Genomic DNA, 25,311 nt, shown 5'->3' on the forward strand with positions numbered 1-25,311 from the left:
GGTTTTTACTGGATTTTGTTTTTATGGGTAATATAATCTTGTTATAAGCTAATATTGTCCAATAGGTCTTATTCTAATTTCGATATTTTTATTAAAATTTTAAAATATGGAATTAGTTAGCAAAAAAATAGTAATACTTATTACGTTTTTTATTTGTTTATTGAGTCAGGCTCAAGGAACTTTAAAAGACTATCAAAAAGCGAACGCTGTAGATTCATTGTTTAGGAATAAAGTTTTTAATACTCCAAAAGAATTTAATTGGATAAACAATAATAATTTTTGGTACGTCAATAATGCTAAAGGAGGTAAAGAATTTTTTAGGGTTGATGTTAAAGCACAAAATCAGACTGCCGCGTTTAATCATGAACGTTTGGCCACGTCACTTTCTAAAATCTTAGATAAGGAAATAGTTTCTAAACAACTGCCAATTGAAAATTTAGAATTTAGTAAAGATTTTTTAAATCTTGTTTTTACGACAGATTCTTTAAAAATTTCTTGTGATTTGAATAATTATGAATTAACTAAAATCAAAGAAGGTCATAAGAAAACTCAAAGAAGAAATGGTTATTGGGGAGATGTTTTTGATGAACAAAGTAAAAAGGAAGTTAAATCACCTGATTTGAGTTATACTGCATTTGTAAAAAACTATAATTTATACATTAAAAATATAAAAACAGCCGAAGAAACTCAATTAAGTTATGATGGTTCCAAAGGTTTTTATTATTCGTCTTTTATAGAATGGGCACCGAATAGTAAAAAAATTATGGCCTATAAAGTAAGACCAGGTGAAGAACATAAAATTTATTTTGTTGAATCTAGTCCTAAGGATCAATTTCAACCGAAGTTACAAAATAGAGATTATTTAAAACCGGGCGATCAATTGCCATTTAAAAGTCCACAATTATTTGATATTATTTCTAAAAAACAATTGAGCATTGCAACCGATTTGTTTCAGGAGCAATATAGTATTTCTGATTTTGATTGGAAAGATGATAGTTCAGGTTTTACTTTCGAATTTAATCAACGTGGGCATCAGGTCTATAGGGTTTTGGAAGTAAATGCAACTGATGCCAAAGTTAAAATTATAATTGATGAAACCAGTGCGACTTTTGTTAATTATAGTGGAAAAAAATATCGTTATAATTTAAAGAAAACGAATCAGATTATCTGGGCATCTGAACGAGATGGATGGAATCATTTGTATTTAATTGATGCAAATGACGGAAAGGTAAAAAATCAAATTACCAAAGGAAGTTGGCCTATAAGAGAAGTAATTAAAGTAGATGAAGAAAACAAACAAATTTATTTTACTGCCAGTGGATTAGATAAAAATCAGGATCCTTATTTGTTGCATTATTGCAGAATCGATTTTGATGGTAAAAATTTTAAACGTTTGACGACTGAGAATGGAAACCATAAAGTAAGTTTTTCTCCGGATTACCAATTTTATGTAGATCAATATTCAAGTGTAGATAAAGCTCCGGTTACTTTGTTAAAAAGTATTGCTAACCCAAAATTAGAAATGAAATTGCAACAAGCAGATATATCTGATTTGTTGAATACGGGTTGGAAAGCTCCAGAGGTTTTTAGTGCTAAAGGTCGAGATGGGAAAACAGATATTTGGGGGATTATTGTACGGCCTACCACTTTTGATCCTAGTCGTTCTTATCCAATAATCGAATATATTTATGCGGGACCTCAGGATTCTTTTGTCCCTAAAAATTTTCAACCATATTATTGGTCAATGACATCCTTGGCTGAATTAGGTTTTATTGTTGTACAAATTGATGGAATGGGGACTTCAAATCGTTCCAAAGCATTTCATGATGTATGTTGGAAAAATTTAAAAGATGCGGGATTTCCGGATAGAAAATTGTGGATGCAAGCTGCTGCTGCAAAATATCCTTATATGAATATTGATAAAGTAGGGATTCATGGAACTTCTGCAGGTGGTCAAAATGCTGGAGCAGCCTTAGTTTTTAATTCTGATTTTTATGATGTTGCTGTTTCTTCTTGTGGTTGTCATGATAATAGAATGGATAAAATGTGGTGGAATGAACAATGGATGGGATATCCTATTGGTTCAGAATATGAAGCTTGTTCTAATACTGCTAATGCAGCACAAATGGGAGGAAATTTAATGTTGATATTAGGAGAATTAGATGATAATGTAGATCCGGCATCAACAATGCAGTTTGCAAATGCTTTGATAAAAGCCAATAAGAATTTTGAATTGGTAACTATTCCCGGTATGGGACACTCTGCAGGAGGAGATTATGGCGAACGCAAGCGTAGAGATTATTTTGTACAACATTTACTGGGTGTTACACCACCAACATGGGATAAAATTTATAAATAAAATCTTTTAAAAAGCTCTTCAAAAGTCTAATGCTAGAATGTTATAACAAACAGGGAGAAGGAGTAAATTATTAATTATGAATGATGAGTTTTAAATGCAACTACGAATAGTAATAAATTTCTTTTTTAGAAAATATTATCCAAATATGAAAAGTTACAAGTCATTTATTTTTGGTATACTAAGTTTCTGGACATTTGGGACTACTACTTTGTTTGCGCAAAGTGGGGATCAAATTTTAGACGGAATTGGCGAAACAGATTTGATTGCTCGCTATGTTTTTGATGGAGATACTAAAGATTGGTCTAGAAATAACTGGCATGGAAAGATCCAAGGAACTGGAGCAAAATTTGAAAATGATATGCTGTTCGGTAAGGTTTTGTCTTTGTCTTCAAATGGGAAAGCTTATGTAACTCTGCCAGGAGAAGCCTTGATAGGAGAGGAATCTATCAGTATATCGGGATGGATTTATTTGCGTTCTGGACAACCTGGGCAACTATTTTTTGACTTCGGGAAAACCGCGAAATCTCGTTTTTTTGTTGCACCAATGGGTACTAAAGAACAAAATAATCAGCAAACAGTAATTACTACTGAATCAGGAAATAATTATAGCTCAAAATCAGCCGTGCTCGAAGTTGATAAGTGGAATCATGTGGTAGTCGTTATTGCAATTTCAGATAAAACAATGAGCACTTATGTTAATGGTGTACTTGCTAGTGTAACTAAAAATATGGATTTGGAATTGAAGCAATTGTTTGGCAAAAATTCTACGAATAAAAACAAGCTATACATTGGTAAATCTTTGGTAGATGAAAATAGTTATCTCAACGCTAAATTGCATGATTTTAGAATCTACCGTACTCCTTTGAGCGAAAAGCAAATTAGCATGATTTATAAAAATGCTTCGGGAAAAGGTAACTCAGATGTAAATGAAGAAAAAGGAGTTGTAGATGTACTTCAGGTTTTTTCTAAAACAAATCCTCAGCTTTATAATGAATATTTAGTTAGCGTATCTGATGTCGAGGTGCAAACAGAATTAGGTAACCTTCCACGAATTCCAAGTTACGTAAAGGCTGTTTATAAAGATGGAGTTCCCGGTCCTGATGTACGTGTGATTTGGCCTTCACCAAAAGATAATAGCGATGTGTTAAAAGCTGGAAATTATACTGTGACAGGAACTATTGCAGGTTCTGATCTAAAACCGAAAGCAATTATAACTGTAGTAAATAGTAAAGAGATTACACCGCCAAACAAGAAGTTAGAGGTTTTCAATTTAGATCAAGTTTCTTTGGATACAGATCTTCATGGTCATAATACGAAGTTTATTGAAAACAGAGATAAATTCATAAACACACTTGTTAAAACTAATCCAGATGATTTTCTCTTTATGTTTCGCAATGCTTTTGGTCAGGAACAACCTAAAGGAGCTAATCCTCTTGGAGTATGGGACAGTCAGGAAACAAAATTAAGAGGACATGCTACAGGGCATTATCTTACGGCGATTGCGCAGGCTTATGCAAGTACAGCTTATGATAAAAAATTGCAGGCAAATTTTGCTAATAAAATGGAATACATGGTGAATACCTTGTATCAATTAGCCCAAATGTCTGGTCATCCAAAAACAACTGGAGAATCTTATGTGTCAGATCCAACTGCAGTACCTCCGGCTCAAGGAAAAACAACTTATGATTCGGATTTAAGTGATGAAGGTATTCGCACGGATTATTGGAATTGGGGAGAAGGCTTCATCAGTGCTTATCCGCCGGATCAATTTATCATGCTGGAAAAAGGAGCCAATTATGGAGGTCAAAAAACGCAAATTTGGGCACCTTATTATACCTTACATAAGATTTTGACTGGTTTGATTGATGTTTATGAAGTAAGTGGTAACAAGAAAGCACTAGAAATAGCCAAAGGAATGGGAACCTGGGTTAATGCCCGTTTAAGCAAATTGCCTACTGAGACATTAGTGAGTATGTGGAATAGGTATATAGCCGGTGAATTTGGGGGAATGAATGAGGTAATGGCAAGGTTGTATAGAATAACTAATGATAAAAAATACCTTGAGGTAGCTCAATTATTTGATAATATTAAATTGTTTTATGGAGATGTACAGCATTCTCATGGTTTAGCTAAAAATGTTGATACTTTCAGGGGGTTGCATGCTAATCAGCATATTCCGCAAATTGTAGGTGCACTTGAAATGTACCGTAATGCGAATGATCCTGCTTATTATCATGTTGCCGATAATTTTTGGTACAAAGTTACCAATGAATACGAATATAGTATAGGTGGTGTAGCAGGAGCACGTAATCCTGCTAATGCGGAATGTTTTATTGCGCAACCATCTACTATTTATGAAAATGGTTTATCAGCAGGGGGACAAAATGAAACTTGTGCCACTTATAATATGTTGAAACTAACTGGAGATTTGTTTTTATACGATCAACGTGCTGAATTAATGGACTATTATGAACGTGGTTTGTACAATCATATTCTTGCGTCTGTAGCTGAAGACAGTCCGGCAAATACATATCATGTGTCCTTGAGAGCCGGTGCAACAAAACATTTCAGTAATGGTGACATGTCAGGTTTTACCTGTTGTAATGGTACAGCCTTAGAAAGCAGTACAAAATTGCAAAATTCAATCTATTTTAAAAGTAAGGATAATAATGCATTGTATGTGAATTTATTTATGCCTTCAACGTTGAAATGGACTGAAAAAAAGGTAATTGTGGAGCAAACAACTTCCTTTCCAAATGCCGATAAAACATTATTAACCATTAAGGGTAAAGGTAAATTTGATATTAATGTACGTGTACCACACTGGGCAACAAAAGGTTTTTTTGTAAAAATAAATGGAAAAGAAGAAACTGTAAAAGCTCAGCCGGGTAGTTATATTACTCTAAGTCGTAAATGGAATAATGGTGATACAATTGAATTACGTATGCCATTTGAATTTCATCTAGAACCTATCATGGATCAGCAAAATATTGCCAGTTTATTTTATGGCCCTGTTTTACTTGCTGCTCAAGAAACAGAACCGAGAAAAGATTGGCGAAAAGTAACTTTTGATCCTAAAGATATTAGTAAATCAATTCAGGGAAATCCTGAAAAATTAGAGTTTGTTATTGACGGAGTAGTTTTTAAACCGTTTTATAATACTTACAATCGTCATTCAGTGTATCTGGATGTAACTCTAAAATAATACTTAGATTAAAGTTGAATAATAGCTTAAAATCAGTTGTGTGAAGAAACCAATTCTAACCTTTATTATATTTTTATTTATGCTAACTCCCACTTTCGCTAGTGAACTTATTGATGTGGTCAATACTTATAAATCTGATAAAATGGCTTTGCAAAATTTTTATAAGAATAAAGAATCAGAGGAATATTATGTACGTTTTTCAAAGTTATATGAGGATTGGAAAAAAACAATAAAAGAAATTGATTTTAAGAGTCTTTCTCAACAAGGAAAAGTAGATTATTTATTGTTGAAAAATGTTATCAATAAAGACGATTACTTTTTACAAATAGAATACAAATCATTTAAAGAAATTGCTTCGGTAATTGATTTTACAACAGATATTAATGTTTTTATAAAAGAAAGAAGAAGAGGAAAGAAGCCTGTATCTGCTGATTTGGCAAAGCAATTTGGTATTGCTGAAGCTAATATCAATAAAAAAATAGAATTACTTAAAAATAAACCTTTTAAAGATTGGTTTGAGGCAGAGAAAGCCTCGAAGGCAGTGAACTCATTTGCAAGATCATTAAAAGAAGCTTATGGGTTTTATTATAGTTACGATCCTGAGTTTACCTGGTGGATGGAAAAACCATATCAAAGTTTGTCAGCAAAATTGAAAGAATATAGTAGTTTCTTAAGTATTAATTATTTCAAAACAAGTATCAAAGATGATGGGAGTGGAATTATTGGAAAACCATTAGGAAGGGAAGCTGTTTTGAAAAGTTTTGCTTTTGAATATATTCCTTACACTCCAGAAGAAATGATTGTTGCTGCTCAAAAGCAATTTGAATGGTGCAAACAGGAAATGATTAAGGCTTCGACTGAATTAGGTTACGGAAAAGACTGGAAAGCTGCATTAGAACATGTAAAACAAACCTATGTTCCGGCTGGGGAACAACCTCAAGCCATAACTGATTTGTACAATCAATCAGTGAAATTTATTGAAGAAAGAGATTTAATTACTTTGCCAGATTTAACTAAAGAGACTTGGCAAATGATTATGATGACACCGGAACGTCAAAAAATTAATCCGTTTTTTACAGGTGGCTGGGAAATTAGTATTTCCTATCCAACAGAAGATATGGATCAGTCTGATAAACTGATGAGCATGCGAGGAAATAATCCTAATTTTTCGCGCGCAACTGTACAGCATGAATTGTTGCCGGGGCATAACTTGCAGTTTTTTATGAATAGTCGTAATAAGCCTTACCGAGAACTTTTTGATACGCCTTTTTGGATGGAAGGTTGGGCTTTATATTGGGAAATTGAACTTTGGAACAAACAATTTCCGCAAACACCGGAACAAAAATTAGGGATGTTATTTTGGAGAATTCATCGCTGTGCCCGAATTATATTTTCACTAAAATACCACTTAGGTGAAATGACTCCACAGCAATGTATTGATTTATTGGTTAATGAAGTGGGTCATGAATATGCTAATGCTGAGGCTGAGGTAAGACGTTCTTTTGCAAGCGGAGATGCTCCTTTGTATCAAATGGCGTATATGACGGGTGGTTTACAATTTTATGCATTGAAAAAGGAATTAATAGCTAAAGGTTGGACTGAAAAGCAGTTTCACGATCGTGTTTTAAAAGAGAATATGATGCCTGTAGAAATGCTAAGAATTTTGCTTGAAAATTTAGAAGTTAATGAGGATTATAGATCAACATGGAAATTCTCAACCGATTTTAAATAAAGGACAAAAATGAAAAAAACACGTTTATTAGTCTTGTTTATATGTTGTTACATCGTATCAAATAATTTGCAGGCGCAAGAATATTGGGATAGAATTAAGGCAAAAAAAGCAACGCTTGAAGTAGATAAAGGACTTATTAATTTGACTACTAAATCTTTTGCACTTAAATTGCTTCAGTCTTCTCAAACTGTTGCGGGACTATCCCCGCTTTCAGATAAGAGTTTTGATTTTACACCAGGGGATCGATTAGACATTAGAGATAAAGATGGTTTATATCATTTAGGAGATATTAATTTAAGAATTAAAGAAGTAAATGGCGATTGGAAAAGCTATTCAACAGCTGCTAAACGTACTGCAATTATCCCATTAGAGGTTTCAGGAAATATTATAGCTGCAGCCGATCTTTCGAATACATTACCTGCAAATATTCCGGTAACGATAAAGCGTTTTTATGAAGAGAAAGACGGAAATTTAATTTTACGTTTTGAGATTACTAATAAAACCAATGCTGATTTAGAAATAGGAGCTTTGGGTATTCCAATGATTTTCAATAACATTTTAGAAGGGAAAACTTTAGATGATACACATGTTCAAAATGTGTTTTATGACCCTTATATTGGTAAAGACGCCGGTTACCTTGAAGTGAAAAGATTAAGTGGTCATGGTCCGGCATTATTAGTGCTTCCTGAAGAGAATATGCCTTTTGAAGCCTACCGTCCTTTATTAGATGATCCTACGCCAAGAAGTATTGTTTTTGAAGGTTTTCATGAATGGATGCCGTTAAGTAAGGCTTATGCAGAAAACGAATGGAAAGCAGCGGAACAATGGAATACACCTACTTCTTTGATGCTAAAATCAGGAGTATCTCAAAATTTTTCATTAAAGTTGGTATTGGTTGACGAAATCAAAAATATTCAAACAGCTTTGGTTAAAAATGAACGTCCAGTCGCATTAGGAGTTCCAGGTTACGTTTTGCCTCAGGATGTAGACGGACATCTTTTTCTAAAATACAATAAGGCGGTTAAGATTTTTAAAGTGGAACCTGAAGGAGCTTTAGTTATAGAAAAGAAATCAAAGGATAAAAAAACTTTTGCAGAATATATTGTTCATGGTAAGAAATGGGGTAGAGCCAGATTGACAGTAGTTTATGAAGATGGTTTGGAACAAACAATTAATTATAAAATAATCAAGTCAGAAACGAATGCTATTGCAGATTTTGGTCATTTTTTGACAACTGCTCAATGGTTTGACCAAAAAGATGATCTTTTTCATAGAAATCCTTCCGTGATTTCATATGATTATGAAACAAAAAAACAATTAAGTCAGGATAGCCGTGTATGGGTAGCAGGACTTAGTGATGAAGGAGGAGCCGGTGGTTGGTTAGCTGCTATTATGAAACAATTGGTTCAACCTGATGTCAATGAAATAAAAAAACTGGAACAATTTGTAGATAGTACACTTTGGGGAGTTATTCAGTATAAAGACGGGAAAAATAAATTTGGTGTTAAAAAAAGTGTTTTTTACTATGAACCAAAGTTAATGCCTGAAGGTACTTACAGCAAAGATATTAATTATGGAACTTGGGCAGCATGGAACAAAGAAGCATCAGATGATCCGGGAAGATCTTATAATTATCCTCACGTTGCTGCAGCACATTGGGCAATGTACCGTTTGGCACGTTATCATGAAGGTTTGGTAACAAATCATTCTTGGGATTGGTATTTGAAAAATGCATATGAGACCAGTATTGCTATGACAACGCTAGCTCCTTATTATGCGCAATTTGGTCAAATGGAAGGCACGGTTTTTTTATTGATATTAAAAGATTTGAAAACCGAAGGTTATACTGAAATGGCAAATGATTTAGAGGCTAAAATGAAAAGTAGAGCTGATCATTGGAGAACATTAAATTATCCGTTTGGTAGTGAAATGCCTTGGGATTCTACAGGTCAGGAAGAAGTTTATATGTGGTCTGATTATTTTGGATATGATGATAAAGCAAAGGTAACATTAGATGCAATCTTGGCTTATATGCCAGTAATGCCGCATTGGGCTTACAATGGTAATGCCCGTAGGTATTGGGATTTTTTATATGGAGGTAAATTATCCAGAGTAGAGCGTCAAATTCATCATTATGGGTCAGCTTTGAATGCAATACCTGTTTTAGAACAATTTAGAAAAACGCCAGATGATTTTCATTTGTTAAAAGTAGGTTATGGTGGATTATTAGGTGGAATTTCAAATATTACCGAAGATGGTTTTGGACCTGCTGCTTTTCATTCCTATCCTGAGACTCTTCGCATTGATTATCTCTCGGGAGATTATGGTTCCGGGTTTTTTGGTTATGCAGTAAACACGGCTACTTTTATCACCTATGAAAAAGACTTAGGCTGGCTGGCTTTTGGAGGAAATCTTAAAACAAAAGGAGATGTTGTTGAAGTAGCAATTACAACTGCAGCAAAATCTAAGGTATATATCGCTCCAAAAAAAATGTGGCTAACCTTAGATTCAGGCACATTTAAAAAGGTACGCTATAACACAAAAACTAAAGAAGTTGAAATTACTTTAGATGCTAAAAATGCTTATACGCCTTATGCTTATTTAAGAGTAGATCAGGAAGTGAAATTATCTTATGAGAAAACTAGAGATGCTTTCAAAATTCCATTAAAAACTAAAGAGTTTCAAATTAAATTATAATTCAAATGAGACAGATATTGGAATCACATTTTTTTAAAAATGTTTTTTTTGCCATTTTAAGTATTTTTTTTAGCTTCAATCTGAATGCTCAAAAATTTGATAAGTATTTTCCAAAGAAAGACCTTACTACAGTAGGGGTTTATTATTATCCTGAACATTGGGATCCAAGTCAATGGGATCGTGATTTGAAAAAGATTGCTGAAATGGGTTTTGAATTCACTCATTTTGGTGAATTTGCTTGGGCTGAATTAGAGCCACAGGAAGGCGTTTACGATTTTAAATGGTTAGATAAAGCAGTAGAAATAGCTGCAAAATACAATTTGAAAATAGTAATGTGTACTTCAACAGCAACTCCACCGGTATGGTTAACTCGTAAGCATCCGGATATACTTTGTACTTATGAAGATGGTGCAAAAACAGACCACGGTTCCAGACAACACGCATCATTTTCAAGTAATTATTATAGAAATTATTCGTTGAAAATGATTGAGCAATTAGCTAAAAAATACGGTAATAATAAAAATATAATTGGTTGGCAAGTTGATAATGAACCTGCTCGGTTTTTGGATTATGGAGCTGATGCACAACAACGTTTCCGCGATTGGTTAAAAGCCAAATATAAAACTATTGAGACCTTAAATCATGCTTGGGGGAATAGTTTTTGGAGCGGTACTTACAGTACGTTTGATCAAATTAATATTCCATTGCATAGAGAATGGGGGATGAATTTACATGCTCAATTAGATCATTATCGATTTGCAGATGAGGAAACAGCAACTTTTCTCGATTCTCAGGCTGTTACCATCCGAAAAAACATTACAAAAGATCAGTGGATTACTTCTAATTACAGATCAAATTACAATGAAAGTTTTGTAGGGATGAGTAAGGAATTAGATTTTGATTGTTACACGCGCTATATTGTTTATGGCGGAAGTTTAGGAGTAGGTAAAAATGGATATCGATTAGGAGATTATACCAATGTTGGGATGTCAAATGATTTTTTCCGTCCAACTAAGGGAATGTATGGATGTATGGAGTTACAACCGGGTCAGGTAAACTGGGGGAGTATAAATCCACAGCCGTTGCCAGGTGCTGTTCGTTTGTGGTTATGGCATGTTTTTGCTGGTGGTAGTAAGTTTACTTGTACTTATCGTTATCGTGCACCGTTGTATGGATATGAACAATTTCATTACGGAATTGTAGGTACAGATGGAGTTACACCAACTCCGGGAGGTCAAGAATTTACTCAGTTTATCAAGGAATTGGGTGCACTACGTACAAAATATGATGCTAAGGCTACCTTGCCTGATTTTTATCTAAAACGTAAAACTGCTATTTTGTTTAATGCAGATAATGTTATGGGAATTGACCTAAACAAGCAAACAAGAGAATGGAGTACGCTAGGGCATTTTATGAAATATTATAAGGCAGCAAAATCATTTGGTGCACCTGTTGATTTTGTTCGTGATACAACTAATTTTTCTAATTATCCATTCTTGCTTGTACCTGCTTACCAAATGATAGATCAAAATATGATTGATAAACTAACTTCATATGCAAAAAATGGAGGGAATTTAGTGTTAAGTTGTCGTTCAGGAATTCAAAATCGTTTGGGACATCTTTGGGAGGCTAAATTTTATGAGCCGATGTGGGATTTAATAGGTTCTAAAATAGATTCTTATGATTTACTTATGCCGCAATCTCCAGGAACAGTTAAGTTTGATGAACAGGAATTTGGATGGACCAGTTGGGGAGATTTATTAAAGCCAAATGAAGGGACATCAGTTTGGGCAACATATCAAGGGGATTTTTATGCGGGTACACCAGCTGTTATTTCGCGTAAGTTAGGTAAAGGTTCTGTGACTTATATAGGGTTAGATTCTAGAAATGGAGAGCTTGAAAAACAGGTTTTAACTAAGTTGTACAAACAGCAAAATATTCCTATTGAGAATTATCCGGAAGGTGTAATGGTTGAATATCGTGATGGTTTTGGTATTGCAGTAAATTATACAGATAAAATATTTCATATTGATTTACCATCTAATGCAAAGGTTGTTATTGGGAAAAATGATATAAAAACTGCAGATGTTTTGGTGTGGAAATACTAAATATCAGATAAGGAATTTAAATGATTTTAGAAATAAATTTTCAACATAAACATGAAAAAAATTCATCAAATATCAGATGATTTTATAGAAAAGAATTGCAATTTTAATGAGTTGATAGAGGTGCTTAGAGATGGATTTTCAAATTCAGATATTGTAGTGCCTATGCGTCACCATCATGATTTTTCTAATCCTAAAGAGGGTAAAGATTCAACTTTATTGTTAATGCCCGCTTTTAATCCGGGAAAAAATTTAGGTGTTAAAATTGTTACGGTGAGTCCTAATAACGGGAAATATGATATGCCAGCTATTCAGGGGATGTATATCTATTTGGATGCTCATAAAGGAAATGTCAATGCTATTTTGGACGCAAAATCACTAACTGCTAAAAGAACGGCGGCAACATCAGCTTTGGCGAGTAGTTATCTATCCAGAGTTGATTCCAGTTCTTTGTTAATGATTGGTACAGGTGCACTTTCTGTTGATTTAATTAAAGCTCATGCTAGTGTAAGACCTATTAAACAAGTTTTTATCTGGGGAAGAGATAAAAAGAAAGCACAGAAAATTGTTAATATTCTAAAAGATTTTCCGTTTACTTGTACTGCTATTGAACAGATAGAGGATAAGATTTCCGAAGTGGATATTATTTCCTCGGCAACTTTGTCTCCAACGCCTTTAGTATTTGGGAAATATCTGAAAGAAGGACAACATCTGGATTTAGTGGGTGCTTATAAAAAAGATACCAGAGAAGCTGATGATGAAGCTATTTTAAAATCATCCGTTTTTTTAGATACTTATCAAGGCGGACTAAAAGAAAGTGGTGATATCCTGATTCCATTGGCTAACGGTATTATTGCTAAAGAAAGTATCAAGGCTGATTTGTTCGAGTTGTGTTCTAATGTGAAAAAAGTAAGAACTTCAGAGGATGAAATCACCTATTTTAAATCGGTTGGACATGCTTTAGAGGATTTAGTAGCCGCATCTTATTTTTATCAATTATTTATTAAATGAATACAAAACAGCTTTTTTACACAATTATAAATCATTAATTATTTTTTGCGAATGACAAAAAAGACAATTGGAGTGGGGGGATCGACGGCTGCTGTAGAGTTAGAAAAAATTGTTGATATGACTCAAAATGTAAAACCAATTACAATCGATGAATATCAGTCAAGAATACAAAAAGCAGTCCTTTTAATGAAAGAGCATTCTGTTGAGGTGATGTATTTAAATGCGGGGACTAATTTGTATTATTTTACCGGAACACAATGGAATCCGTCCGAAAGAATGGTTGGTTCTTTGTTGTTTGATGACGGAACTTTAGTTTATATAGTTCCAAAATTTGAAGAAGGTACTTTTAAAAAATACAGTCAGGTAGCGGCGGATATTTATTGTTGGGAAGAACACGAGTCATCCTATATGCTGGTTAATGAGTTATTAGCAAAGAAAAATAAAAGCAGTGTAAACATAGCTATAGATGAATCTGCTGCTTATTTTTTAGTTGATGGGATTTTAAAAGCAAATCCATCCTGTAGTATTCAAACCGCTCAGCAAATTACAGCAGGATGTCGTATGCAAAAATCAGTAAATGAATTAGCTATTATAAAGCAGGCAAAAGAGATTACAATGGTAGTTCAAAAAGCAACTGCTAAAATTTTACGACCAGGTATCAGTGTAGATGAAGTTGTTCATTTTATTAATGAAGCACATAAAAAAGCAGGTATAACTTCGGGTTCTTATTTTTGTATTGTTTTGTTTTCAGATGATACTCAATACCCACATGGAGTAGCGGTGCCTCAAACTTTAAAAGAAAATGATGCAGTTATTGTTGATACCGGTTGTCGTCTAGAAGGTTATCTTTCGGATATAACAAGATCCTATGTATACGGTACACCTTCTGAAGAGTATGAAACAATTTGGAATTTGGAAAAAGCAACACAATTAGCAGTTTTTGAAGCGGCCAAAATAGGTGTTACATGCGGATTAGTTGATAATGCTGCCCGAAAAATTTTAGCAAACGCAGGTTTGAGTTCTGATTATAGTTTGCCGGGTTTACCGCACCGTGTAGGTCATGGAACAGGTTTGGATATTCATGAATACCCATATTTAGTAAGAGGAAGTGAGATTCAACTCTTAGAAGGAATGGTTGTTAGTAATGAACCAATGATTTGTATTCCCGGAAAATTTGGAATCAGACACGAAGATCATTTTTATATGACAAAAAATGGTCCGGAATGGTTTACAGTACCTATGGAAAGTATTGAAAATCCTTTTGGTTATTAAAGGAGTGAAAGAGAGATTTTAATGTTAGTTGATTTTTAAATTTGTAGTAGTTTGTTTGTTGAAACTTTAAGAAAAGGATTGACAGGGGCAATTATTTTTGGTTTATAAAAATAAACACTATATTTGTGCCGTTATTTATTAAAATCTAGATAATGAGGGGACTAAATGTCCCCTCTTTTTATAAGAAATATGACATTTAAAGAAAAAGTAAATACATTATTGCAGGAAGTTCTTGAGGAAAGACCTTCACTTTTTTTGATTGACTTAACTATTACTGATGCGTTTAAAGTAATGATTACTTTGGATGACGATAATGGAGTGGTTTTGCAGGATTGTATTGATATTAGTCGTGCAATAGAGAGTAAGTTAGATAGAGAAGAACAGGATTATTCTCTGGAAGTAGCTTCAGTAGGAGTGGGTTCGCCATTAAAAATGACTCGTCAATACATAAAAAATATTGGTAGGACTTTGATAGTGACTACAAATACTGAAAAAATTGAAGCTGAATTAGTTGATGCTAATGAAGATTTCATAATTTTGTCTTGGAAAGCAAGAGAGCCTAAGAAAGTAGGGAAAGGAAAAGAAACAGTACAGAAAGAACAACAAATACCTTATACAGATATTAAAGAGGCAGTTGTTACAGTAACATTTTAATTTAAAGAATTCGCATGGAAAATTTAGCATTAATCGATTCATTTTCAGAGTTTAAAGATGATAAACTTATTGATCGTGTAACGCTTATGGCAATTTTAGAAGATGTATTTAGAAATGCATTGAAGAAAAAATACGGTTCAGATGAAAATTTTGATATCATTATCAATCCTGATAAGGGAGATATGGAAATTTGGAGAAGAAGAGTAATCGTTGCCGACGAAGATTTGGATTTCGAAAATGAAGAGATTACTTTAACAGAGGCTAGAAAAATTGAGGCAGATTTTGAGATTGGAGAAGAGGTTTCTGAAGAGGTTAAATTAATTGATTTAGGAAGAAGAGCTATATTGGCTTTGCGTCAAAATTTAATTTCAAAAATTCACGAACACGATAATACAAATCTTTATAAACAATTTAAAGATTTAATAGGTGATATTTACACTGCTGAAGTACATCATGTGAGACCAAGAGTAGTTATTCTTGTTGATGACGAAGGAAACGAAATTGTTTTGCCTAAAGAAAAACAAATTCCGTCTGACTTTTTCCGCAAAGGAGATAATGTTCGTGGAATTATTGAAAGCGTTGAATTAAAAGGGAATAAACCTCAAATTATTATGTCCAGAACTTCTGAGAAGTTTTTGGAGAAATTATTTGAACAAGAAATTCCGGAGGTATTTGACGGTTTAATTACAATTAAAAAAGTAGTAAGAATTCCGGGTGAGAAAGCTAAAGTTGCTGTGGATTCTTATGATGATAGAATTGATCCGGTAGGAGCTTGTGTGGGGATGAAAGGTTCCCGTATTCACGGAATTGTTCGTGAATTAGGAAATGAAAACATTGATGTTATTAATTATACAAATAATATTCAATTGTTTATTACTAGAGCATTAAGCCCTGCTAAAGTATCTTCGATTAAAATCGATGAAGAAGCTAAAAGAGCGGATGTATTCTTGAAATTAGAAGAGGTGTCAAAAGCTATTGGTAGAGGAGGGCATAACATTAAATTAGCTGGTTTATTGACTGGTTATGAATTAGATGTTATTAGAGAAGGAGATGTTGCGGGAGCTACTGCTGACGAAGACGATGTGGAATTAACAGAGTTTTCGGATGAAATTGATGAGTGGATTATTGAGGAATTTGCAAAAATTGGTTTGGATACAGCAAAAAGTATTTTGAAGCATGATGTAGAAGATTTAGTGAGAAGAACAGATTTAGAAGAAGAAACAATTCTAGACGTAATGAAAATATTGAAGGAAGAGTTTGATAGTTAGGTCTATGCTTCTAACAACACAACGGAATAGGTAATAATAAAAAGTTTATATGTCTGAAGAGAGAGTAATAAGAATAAACAAAGTTTTAAGGGAATTGAATATTTCTTTAGAAAGAGCTGTGGATTATCTTAAGGATAAAGGAATTGCCATTGAGTCAAATCCTAACACAAAAATTTCTAATGAGGTGTACGATGTCTTGTGCGGTCAGTTTGCGGGTGACAGAGGGAAAAAAGAGGCTTCGAAAGAAGTAAGCGAAGAGAAGAGAAAAGAAAAAGAAGCTTTACGTATTGAACGTGACAGAGAGGCGGAAGATAAACGTAAACAGGAAGAGGAATTACAAAGACAACAACAGGAAGTAATTAAGGCGAGAGCTGTAATTTCAGGACCTGTACAAGTTGGAAAAATTGATCTGAATCCTTCTAAACCTGCACCTTCTCCGGTAGCTGAAGAAAAAGTAAACGTTGCTAAACCTGAAGTTGCTGAAGAAAAACCGATTGCTAAAATTAGCTCTTCAGAGAAAACGGAATCAGACAAAAAAGAAGAAAAACCTATAGCTGAAGTTAGCAAGCCTGTTGTCGAAAAAACAGAGGAGAAAAAAGAAGTTAAGAAAGAAGAAAAAGCTGCTGTTGTTGAACCTCAGGCTAAAGAAGTTGCGAAAACAGAAGAAGCACCTGCAGAAGAAGCAATCGCTACTCAATATCAAAAACTTTCCGGAGCTAAATTAACAGGACAAACAATTGATTTATCTCAATTTGATAAACCAAAGAAGAAAAAAGAAGATCCTAAAAATGCGGCTAATAAACCAGGAGTACCAGGTGCTCCCGGAGCAAATGCTAATAAAAATAAACGCAAAAGAATTGCTCCAAAACCGGGAACTCCAAATGGACCAAATACAGCCAATGCACCTAGAACTCCGGGTGCGCCAAATCCTAATAAAATAACACCTAATGCTGCAGGAGGCGGATTTAACGCTAACAGAGATAACAGAGGTGCAAGACCTGGATTTGTAAAAGGAAATCGTCCTGCTATTGTGGCTAAAGTTGAGCCAACAGAAGAGGAAGTTAAAAATCAAATTAGAGAGACTTTAGAAAAACTTCAGGGTAAAAAAGGAGGAAAATCTAAAGCGGCTAAATACAGAAGAGATAAAAGAGATACGCACCGTCAAAAATCAGATGACGAACAAAGAGCTTTAGATGAGGAAAGTAAAATCCTTAAAGTTACTGAGTTTGTAACTGTAGGTGAAATTGCCATTATGATGGATGTGCCAATTACTAAGGTGATTGGAACTTGTATGTCATTAGGTATCATGGTTACCATGAACCAACGTTTGGATGCGGAAACATTAACTATTGTGGCAGACGAATTTGGTTATGATGTAGAGTTTATTACTGTTGATATCGAAGAAGCTATCGAGGTAGTTGAAGATAAAGAAGAGGACTTGGTAACCAGAGCGCCAATTGTTACTGTGATGGGTCACGTTGACCACGGTAAAACTTCCTTGCTGGATTACATTCGTAAAGAAAATGTAATTGCAGGTGAGTCCGGAGGTATTACACAACACATTGGGGCGTACGGAGTAACTTTGGATAATGGACAAAAAATAGCATTCTTAGATACACCGGGTCACGAAGCCTTTACGGCGATGCGTGCTCGTGGAGCTCAGTTAACAGATATTGTTATTATCGTAATTGCAGCGGATGATGATATCATGCCACAAACAAAAGAAGCAATTTCTCATGCTCAGGCAGCCGGAGTTCCTATTATTTTTGCTATCAACAAAATTGATAAGCCAAATGCGAACCCGGATAAGATTAAAGAAAGATTGGCCGGAATGAATTTGCTTATAGAAGAATGGGGTGGAAAAATCCAATCTCATGATATCTCAGCTAAAACAGGTCTTGGAGTAAAAGATCTTTTAGAAAAAGTATTGTTAGAGGCTGAAATTTTGGATTTAAAATCAAATCCAAATAAACTAGCTCAAGGGGCAGTTGTTGAAGCTTTCTTAGATAAAGGTAAAGGATATGTTTCTACTATCATGGTACAACATGGAACTTTAAGAATTGGAGATTATCTGTTAGCAGGTAAACATCATGGTAAAGTAAAAGCCATGCAGGATGAGCGTGGACATGTGATTACTGCAGCGGGACCTTCAACTCCGGTATCTATTTTAGGTTTAGACGGAGCGCCTACAGCAGGTGATAAGTTCAATGTGTTTGAAGATGAAAAAGAGGCAAAACAAATTGCAGCTAAACGTTCTCAGTTAATGCGTGAGCAATCCGTACGAACACAACGTCATATTACATTGGATGAAATTGGACGTCGTATTGCATTAGGTCAGTTTAAAGAATTGAACGTAATCCTTAAAGGAGACGTGGATGGTTCTGTTGAGGCATTGTCGGATTCGTTCTCTAAATTGTCTACTGAAGAGATTCAAATTAATATCATTCATAAGGGAGTTGGTGCCATTACAGAAACTGACGTTATGTTGGCTTCAGCATCTGATGCTATTATTATCGGATTTAATGTTCGTCCTGCCGGAAATGCAAGACAGCTTGCAGATAAGGAAGAAATCGATATCCGTTACTATTCTATTATCTATGCTGCTATTGACGACTTGAAAGATGCAATGGAAGGAATGCTTGCTCCGGAAATGAAAGAGGAAGTATTAGGAAATGCATCAATCAGAGAGTTATTCAAAATCTCTAAAGTGGGAACTATTGCCGGATGTATGGTTACCGATGGTAAGATTACCCGTCAGGCGAAAATTAGAATTATCCGTGATGGAGTAGTAGTTCACGAAGGTGAATTGGTTGCCTTGAAACGTTTCAAAGACGATGTGAAAGAAGTAACTAAAGGTTATGATTGTGGTATTCAAATTAAAGGATACAATGATATTGAAATGGATGATGTGATTGAAGCATACCACGAAGTAGCCATCAAGAAAAAATTGAAATAAGAATTCAATTGTAATTTATAAGAAAATCCCGATTCGTCGGGATTTTTTGTATTTTAGACTTTTTGTGAAGCTTTTTGTTTATGAGTGATGTTGTGAACTTTACAAATTGGTATACAAAATAAGATGTGTCACACTAAGGATTTGTACGGCGGCGGTGGGATTTTTGTATTTTAGAGTTTTTGTAAAGTCTTATAATAGTTGTTTTTTTGTTTAAGAAAGATTAGTGATGTAGTGTTGAAATTATTAATGTTAAGGATATAAAATATGGTTGTTAAATATAAAAGAGATTTAAGGGCAATTCTATATGGATTTATAATTATCACATTATTTGTTGGAATAATTTTATTTACATCTAAAGTTACAATATTTATAAATTTACTAATATGGTTTGTGTTTGTCTGCATACCTTATTTCGTTGGGTATTTTGTGGTTGAAAAATTAAATCAAATTTTAATTGATGAAAGTACTTTAGAAGTAAAGTTTGTTTTTAGACGATTTGATCTTAAAGAATTTAAATTTTTAGAAATAATTTATGTTTTTAATATAAATGAAGTGTTGTTTGGTTATAAAGAAAAATTAGGTCCCAAAGCATCTAAGTATTTTGATTTAGAAATTTTTCATAATACTAAGAAAATAATAAGTTTGACGTCTTTCTTTGATGGATGGAGTGAAAAAGACAGAATAGAGATCGTAAAAAAGCTTGAGCGATTTGGAGTGAAAAATATTAATTAAGTCTGAACATGCAGATTTTTATTTCGTGCTTGAAAATTAGAATACAAGTACTAGTGTTTGTAGGGTGTTTAAAACATTGAAACGATCTTATAAATAGAAAATGAGGTTATGGTCTTCGGATTAAATTTCGCTTACTTTTAATTTTGCGCTACAACTTTAGAAATTGACTTTTATTGTAATTTTTGTTCAATTGTGATGTAAATAAAAAGAGACGAATAAGGCGGTTTTCTGTCTTATTCGTCTCCTTTTTTTATAACAAAAAGTGTTAAATTTTATTTTTTAGGTTTTATTAAAAATGCATTAGTATATGTTTTTTTGATTTCAATTAATTTCCTTTCAGCGTCGATACGATTTCTAAAATTGCCTATCCAAACTTTGTAATTAGGAGTGTTAAACACGATTGTTCCGTCTAGGTCGGTAAAAAGTTGTTTGCATTCATTCAGAGTGCTTTTTGCTTTATCACTTACGCCACTGTAAATTTGAATTTTATATAACTCATTTACAGCTATTGAGGAATTTATTTTTCTTTTTTCGTTTAGTAGCTGTTCAAATTTTGGGTTTTGCTGAATGTTGATTTTTGCTTCCTGAGCTGATATTTTTAGACTTAAAATACTTAGATAGGTAATATGAAAAATGCGGTTTTGAATTGTTAAAATTCTCATAACGTGAAGATTTTTAAGTAAAATTACTAATTATATACTTAATGTGAAATAAAAAACTTATTTAGAATTAATATAAATTGTTATTTGAGTTGTATTAGGGTTTTGAGAATAGTTCTTAAGTCGTATTTTTGTGGCTGTTTAAAATAAAGGAACGTTTTTTATGTGAATTTGTTGCATAAAAAATTTGCCAATTTTTAGTAGATAATCATTATACTTTATGAAAAAGGTGGGTAACCATAATTCGAACTCAAGGAAACTGTTTTTAAGTTTGGCTTTAATGCTGGCTGTTTCCTTCTCTTCATTTGCGCAAGATGCTGCTCCCGCAGCTGCAACCGAAGCTGCTCCCGCAGCTGCCACAACTGGTGGTGATCCGGCAAAAGGTAAGGCGCTTTTTAATGCTAATTGTGCTGCGTGTCATAAGCTAGATGCTAAGTCAACAGGTCCTGCTCTTAGAGGAGTTTCTGAAAGACACGACATGGAATGGATCTATAAATGGGTTCATAACAGTTCTGACATGATTAAGTCAGGTGATGCTGCAGCGGTAAAATTATTTAATGAAAACAATAAGGCTGTAATGACTTCATTTCCTCAGTTGTCAAATGAGGATATCGATAATATTATAGCTTATACATCAGAGCCAAAAGCTGAACCGGCTGCTGCAGGTGCAACGGGTGCTGCTACTCCTCCTGGTACTGTTGCTGAAGGTGGAAGTTCTAATAATATGATTTTAGGAGTTCTTTCTTTGGTATTGGTGGTGTTGGTTGTGATGTTGTTCATGGTTAACAATGTTTTAAGAAAGGTGGCTAAAGCGAATGGTATTGAGGTTGCTGCTGCTAAAGAGCGTACTTCAATTTGGAAAGCTTTTGTTAAAAATCAATTTTTAGTATTGGTTTCTTGTATTCTTTTATTGTTAGCTAGTGGTTATTTTGTTTACGGTTACTTAATGCAGGTAGGTGTAGATCAGGATTACCAACCAATTCAGCCAATTCATTATTCTCACAAAATTCACGCTGGTGATAATGAGATTAACTGTAAATACTGTCACTCTGCTGCCAGAGTAAGTAAAAATGCAGGTATTCCTTCTTTGAATGTTTGTATGAACTGTCATAAAAATATTTCAGAGGTTGCTGAGACTACAGCTACTCCAGAGTACAGCAAAGCTTTCTATGATGCTCAGATTCAAAAATTATACGATGCAGTAGGTTGGGATAAAACAACTCAGTCTTACACTGGAAAAACACAGCCTGTTAAATGGGTTCGTATTCATAATTTACCTGATTTTGTTTACTTCAACCACTCTCAACACGTAACTGTTGGAGGTATTGAATGTCAAACATGTCACGGTCCTGTTGAGACTTATGAAATTCAAAAACAATTTGCTCCATTAACTATGGGTTGGTGTATAGATTGCCACAGAAAAACTGAAGTTAAAATGGAAGGAAATGGGTATTATACTAAGATACATGAAGAACTTTCTAAGAAATATGGTGTGGATAAATTGACTGAAGCACAAATGGGAGGTTTAGAATGTGGAAAATGCCACTATTAATCAAATTATTAAGATTTTAATATATATATACAATGTCATCAAACAAAAAATACTGGAAAAGTGTTGAGGAACTAGAAAATGGTTCTATTGTTGAGGCGCTTAGAAATAACGAGTTTGTTGAAGAGATTCCTACGGATGAATTTTTAGGAAATGCTGATGCGATGTCATCTTCTTCAACTTCAAGACGAGATTTTCTAAAGTACGTTGGGTTTAGTACAGCAGCAGCTACACTTGCCGCATGTGAAGGCCCTGTGCACAAGTCGATTCCTTATGTATTGCAACCAGAGCAAATCATCCCTGGAGTAGCAGATTATTATGCAACTTCTGTTTTTGATGGTTTTGATTTTGCAAATCTACTTGTTAAAACACGTGAAGGGCGTCCTATTAAAATAGATAATAATACTATTTCGGGAGCTAAATTTGCTGCAAATGCCAGAATTCACGCCTCAATATTGTCATTGTATGATAATATGCGTTTGAAAGCACCAAAAGATGGTGGTAAAGATTCTTCTTGGTCAGCGGTAAATTCGAAAATTAAATCAAGTGTTGCTGAAGCGAAAGCAAAAGGTGGTCAGGTGGTTTTCTTAACGAATACATTAGCTAGTCCATCGACAGAAAAATTAATTGCTGACTTTATTGCTGCTAATCCAAATGCAAAACATGTAGTTTATGATGCTGTTTCATCATCGGCTGCTTTAGATGCTTTTGAAACAGTTTATGGAGAAAGAGCATTAGTAGATTATGATTTTTCAAAAGCGTCACTTATTGTTTCTGTTGGAGCTGATTTCTTAGGAGATTGGCAAGGTGGAGGATTTGATGCCGGATATGCACAAGGAAGAATTCCGAAAAACGGAAAAATGTCTCGTCATTTCCAATTAGAATCTAATATGACTTTGTCTGGTGCAGCTTCTGATAAGCGTTTGCCGATGACGGTTGCTAATCAAAAACAAGCATTAGTTCAAATATATAATGTTGTTACAGGTTCTGCTGTAGCAGTTAACTTAGATGCTAAATTAAAAGCTGAAGTTACTAAAGCGGCTCAACAATTAAAAGCTGCCGGTTCTAAAGGTGTTTTAGTTTCAGGTATTCAGGATAAAAATGCACAGTTATTAGTTTTAGCTATTAACCAAGTGTTAGCTAGTGAAGCTTATACTACTGTTGGAACTAGACAAATCAGAAAAGGTTCTGATGAAAAAGTAGCTCAATTAGTTGCTGATATGAAAGCTGGAAGCGTTCACACTTTAATTATGAGTGGTGTGAATCCGGTTTATACTTTAGCTGATTCAGCTTCATTTGTTGAAGGTCTTAAAAAAGTAAAAACTTCAGTTGCTTTATCTTTAAAAGAAGATGAAACTGCAGCTGTTGCTACAATTGCTGCTCCGGTACCTCATTATTTAGAGGCTTGGGGTGATTTAGTTCTTACTAAGGGAACTTATAGTTTAACACAGCCAACTATTCGTCCATTGTTTGATACAAAACAATTCCAGGATGTTTTAATGTCTCTTAATGGTCTTACAGGTACTTACTACGATTATTTAAAAGCATATTCTTCAAATTTCATTGTAGGTTCTACTTGGAACAAAGTTTTACATGATGGTGTTTTTGTAGGTGCTCCTCAAACAACCTCAGGTGGTACTGCTGATTATGCTTCTGCTGCTTCAGCCTTAGCTGCATCTAAAGCTGCTAACGGATTAGAGTTAGTATTGTATACTAAAACAGGTATGGGTGATGGACAACAAGCTAACAACCCTTGGTTGCAAGAGTTTCCGGATCCTATCACAAGAGTTTCTTGGGATAACTATGTAACTGTTTCTAATGCTGATGCTACTAAATTAGGATTGTCTAATGAAATTGTTGCTAATGGAGGTTTGAATGGTAGTTATGCAACTATTACTACTTCTGCTGGTGCAAAATTAGAAAATGTTCCTGTGATTGTTCAACCAGGTCAGGCTGTTGGAACTGTAGGTTTAGCTTTAGGTTATGGACGTAAAGCGGCTTTAAAAGAAGAAATGCAGGTAGGTGTTAATGCTTACGCTTTATATAAAGGTTTTGACGAAGTTCAATCTGTTGAATTAGTTAAAGCTGACGGAGAACATGAATTTGCTTGTGTTCAAGGTCAAAAAACATTAATGGGTAGAGGAGATATCATTAAAGAAACTACTTTAGAGATCTTCAATACTAAAGATGCTGACGTTTGGAACCAAACTCCAAAAGTATCTTTAAACCATAAAGAAGTTGAGTCTACAACTGTAGATTTATGGGAGTCTTTTGATCGTTCAGTTGGTCACCACTTTAATCTTTCTATTGACTTAAATGCCTGTACAGGTTGTGGAGCTTGTGTGATTGCTTGTCACGCTGAGAACAACGTGCCAGTTGTAGGTAAATCAGAAGTTAGAAGAAGCCGTGATATGCACTGGTTACGTATCGACAGATATTATTCTTCTGAAGAAACTTTTGAAGGTGATAATGAAAGAAAAGAAGGGATTGCGGGTTTATCCAGCTCACTTTCTACTTTCAATGAAATGGAAAAAGCATCAGATAACCCACAGGTTTCTTTCCAACCTGTAATGTGTCAACACTGTAATCACGCTCCTTGTGAGACAGTTTGTCCGGTTGCTGCGACTTCTCACGGTCGTCAGGGACAAAACCATATGGCTTATAACAGATGTGTTGGTACTCGTTACTGTGCTAACAACTGTCCTTATAAAGTACGTCGTTTCAACTGGTTCTTGTACAACAAAAACAGTGAATTTGATTACCACATGAATGACGATTTAGGACGTATGGTATTGAATCCGGATGTTAACGTTCGTTCTCGTGGAGTTATGGAGAAATGTTCTATGTGTATCCAAATGACACAAGCAACAATCTTGAAAGCTAAGAGAGAAGGAAGAGAAGTAGTTGACGGAGAATTCCAAACGGCTTGTTCTAGTGCTTGTTCTAGTGGAGCAATGATTTTTGGTGATGTGAATGATAAAGAAAGTCAAGTTGCTAAGTTAGCTGCAGACGAAAGATCATACCACTTGTTAGAGCATGTTGGAACAAAACCAAATGTGGTTTATCACGTAAAAGTTAGAAACACTTAAGAAATAAATTTAAAATCAATATA

The 25,311-nt window shown here is 34.3% G+C and carries 14 protein-coding genes; 13 read left to right on the forward strand and 1 reads right to left on the reverse strand.

The annotated features are described in order from the left end of the window. The first annotated feature begins 106 nt into the window (after positions 1-106). From BLR17_RS04965 to BLR17_RS05015, 11 genes are all read left to right on the forward strand, one after another. On the forward strand, positions 107-2,359 hold the full coding sequence (locus BLR17_RS04965; RefSeq protein WP_066327115.1) for a S9 family peptidase: 2,253 nt from the start codon (positions 107-109) through the stop codon (positions 2,357-2,359). 145 nt (positions 2,360-2,504) lie between these two features. Continuing rightward, positions 2,505-5,564, forward strand: a complete 3,060-nt coding sequence (locus BLR17_RS04970; RefSeq protein WP_066327113.1) for a beta-L-arabinofuranosidase domain-containing protein — start codon at positions 2,505-2,507, stop codon at positions 5,562-5,564. A 79-nt stretch (positions 5,565-5,643) separates the two neighbouring features. After that, a complete protein-coding gene (locus BLR17_RS04975; RefSeq protein ID WP_169817155.1) occupies positions 5,644-7,296 on the forward strand; it encodes a DUF885 family protein in 1,653 nt (550 codons plus the stop codon). A gap of 9 nt (positions 7,297-7,305) precedes the next feature. Then, positions 7,306-9,993 carry a DUF5695 domain-containing protein gene (locus BLR17_RS04980; RefSeq protein ID WP_066327101.1) on the forward strand — a complete coding sequence of 896 codons (2,688 nt, stop codon included), beginning with the start codon at positions 7,306-7,308 and terminating at the stop codon, positions 9,991-9,993. Positions 9,994-9,998: 5 nt separating this feature from the next. After that, positions 9,999-12,101 (forward strand): beta-galactosidase, encoded by a 2,103-nt coding sequence (locus tag BLR17_RS04985; protein ID WP_066327099.1) that lies wholly within the window; start codon positions 9,999-10,001, stop codon positions 12,099-12,101. Positions 12,102-12,152: 51 nt separating this feature from the next. Further along, positions 12,153-13,109, forward strand: a complete 957-nt coding sequence (lhpI, locus tag BLR17_RS04990) for a bifunctional Delta(1)-pyrroline-2-carboxylate/Delta(1)-piperideine-2-carboxylate reductase (RefSeq protein ID WP_066327096.1) — start codon at positions 12,153-12,155, stop codon at positions 13,107-13,109. Positions 13,110-13,160: 51 nt separating this feature from the next. Continuing rightward, on the forward strand, positions 13,161-14,381 hold the full coding sequence (locus BLR17_RS04995) for a M24 family metallopeptidase (RefSeq protein ID WP_066327093.1): 1,221 nt from the start codon (positions 13,161-13,163) through the stop codon (positions 14,379-14,381). Positions 14,382-14,570: 189 nt separating this feature from the next. Further along, entirely contained in the window at positions 14,571-15,035 is a 465-nt protein-coding gene (gene rimP, locus BLR17_RS05000) for a ribosome assembly cofactor RimP (protein ID WP_066327091.1), read from the forward strand. A gap of 14 nt (positions 15,036-15,049) precedes the next feature. Next, positions 15,050-16,303: a transcription termination factor NusA gene (nusA, locus tag BLR17_RS05005; protein ID WP_066327089.1), complete on the forward strand. Its 1,254-nt coding sequence runs from the start codon at positions 15,050-15,052 to the stop codon at positions 16,301-16,303. A gap of 49 nt (positions 16,304-16,352) precedes the next feature. Then, positions 16,353-19,259 (forward strand): translation initiation factor IF-2, encoded by a 2,907-nt coding sequence (infB, locus tag BLR17_RS05010; RefSeq protein ID WP_066327086.1) that lies wholly within the window; start codon positions 16,353-16,355, stop codon positions 19,257-19,259. Between the two features lie 264 nt (positions 19,260-19,523). Further along, positions 19,524-19,991, forward strand: a complete 468-nt coding sequence (locus BLR17_RS05015) for a hypothetical protein (RefSeq protein WP_066327083.1) — start codon at positions 19,524-19,526, stop codon at positions 19,989-19,991. 272 nt (positions 19,992-20,263) lie between these two features. Here BLR17_RS05015 and BLR17_RS05020 read toward each other — a convergent pair whose 3' ends face one another. After that, a complete protein-coding gene (locus BLR17_RS05020) occupies positions 20,264-20,653 on the reverse strand; it encodes a sporulation protein (protein WP_066327081.1) in 390 nt (129 codons plus the stop codon). 217 nt (positions 20,654-20,870) lie between these two features. On the opposite strand from BLR17_RS05020, the gene BLR17_RS05025 reads away from it, so the two are divergent. Next, a complete protein-coding gene (locus BLR17_RS05025) occupies positions 20,871-22,202 on the forward strand; it encodes a c-type cytochrome (RefSeq protein ID WP_066327079.1) in 1,332 nt (443 codons plus the stop codon). A gap of 32 nt (positions 22,203-22,234) precedes the next feature. Beyond that, positions 22,235-25,288: a TAT-variant-translocated molybdopterin oxidoreductase gene (locus tag BLR17_RS05030; RefSeq protein ID WP_066327076.1), complete on the forward strand. Its 3,054-nt coding sequence runs from the start codon at positions 22,235-22,237 to the stop codon at positions 25,286-25,288. Positions 25,289-25,311: the final 23 nt, after the last annotated feature.

The sequence above is a fragment of the Flavobacterium glycines genome (assembly GCF_900100165.1).
GTDB lineage: Bacteria > Bacteroidota > Bacteroidia > Flavobacteriales > Flavobacteriaceae > Flavobacterium > Flavobacterium glycines.

Coding starts and splice junctions, on each gene's coding strand:
- BLR17_RS04965 (WP_066327115.1), top strand. CDS start 107: ATGGAATTAGTTAGCAAAAAAATAGTAATACTTATTACGTTTTTTATT.
- BLR17_RS04970 (WP_066327113.1), top strand. CDS start 2,505: ATGAAAAGTTACAAGTCATTTATTTTTGGTATACTAAGTTTCTGGACA.
- BLR17_RS04975 (WP_169817155.1), top strand. CDS start 5,644: ATGCTAACTCCCACTTTCGCTAGTGAACTTATTGATGTGGTCAATACT.
- BLR17_RS04980 (WP_066327101.1), top strand. CDS start 7,306: ATGAAAAAAACACGTTTATTAGTCTTGTTTATATGTTGTTACATCGTA.
- BLR17_RS04985 (WP_066327099.1), top strand. CDS start 9,999: ATGAGACAGATATTGGAATCACATTTTTTTAAAAATGTTTTTTTTGCC.
- lhpI (WP_066327096.1), top strand. CDS start 12,153: ATGAAAAAAATTCATCAAATATCAGATGATTTTATAGAAAAGAATTGC.
- BLR17_RS04995 (WP_066327093.1), top strand. CDS start 13,161: ATGACAAAAAAGACAATTGGAGTGGGGGGATCGACGGCTGCTGTAGAG.
- rimP (WP_066327091.1), top strand. CDS start 14,571: ATGACATTTAAAGAAAAAGTAAATACATTATTGCAGGAAGTTCTTGAG.
- nusA (WP_066327089.1), top strand. CDS start 15,050: ATGGAAAATTTAGCATTAATCGATTCATTTTCAGAGTTTAAAGATGAT.
- infB (WP_066327086.1), top strand. CDS start 16,353: ATGTCTGAAGAGAGAGTAATAAGAATAAACAAAGTTTTAAGGGAATTG.
- BLR17_RS05015 (WP_066327083.1), top strand. CDS start 19,524: ATGGTTGTTAAATATAAAAGAGATTTAAGGGCAATTCTATATGGATTT.
- BLR17_RS05020 (WP_066327081.1), bottom strand. CDS start 20,653: ATGAGAATTTTAACAATTCAAAACCGCATTTTTCATATTACCTATCTA.
- BLR17_RS05025 (WP_066327079.1), top strand. CDS start 20,871: ATGAAAAAGGTGGGTAACCATAATTCGAACTCAAGGAAACTGTTTTTA.
- BLR17_RS05030 (WP_066327076.1), top strand. CDS start 22,235: ATGTCATCAAACAAAAAATACTGGAAAAGTGTTGAGGAACTAGAAAAT.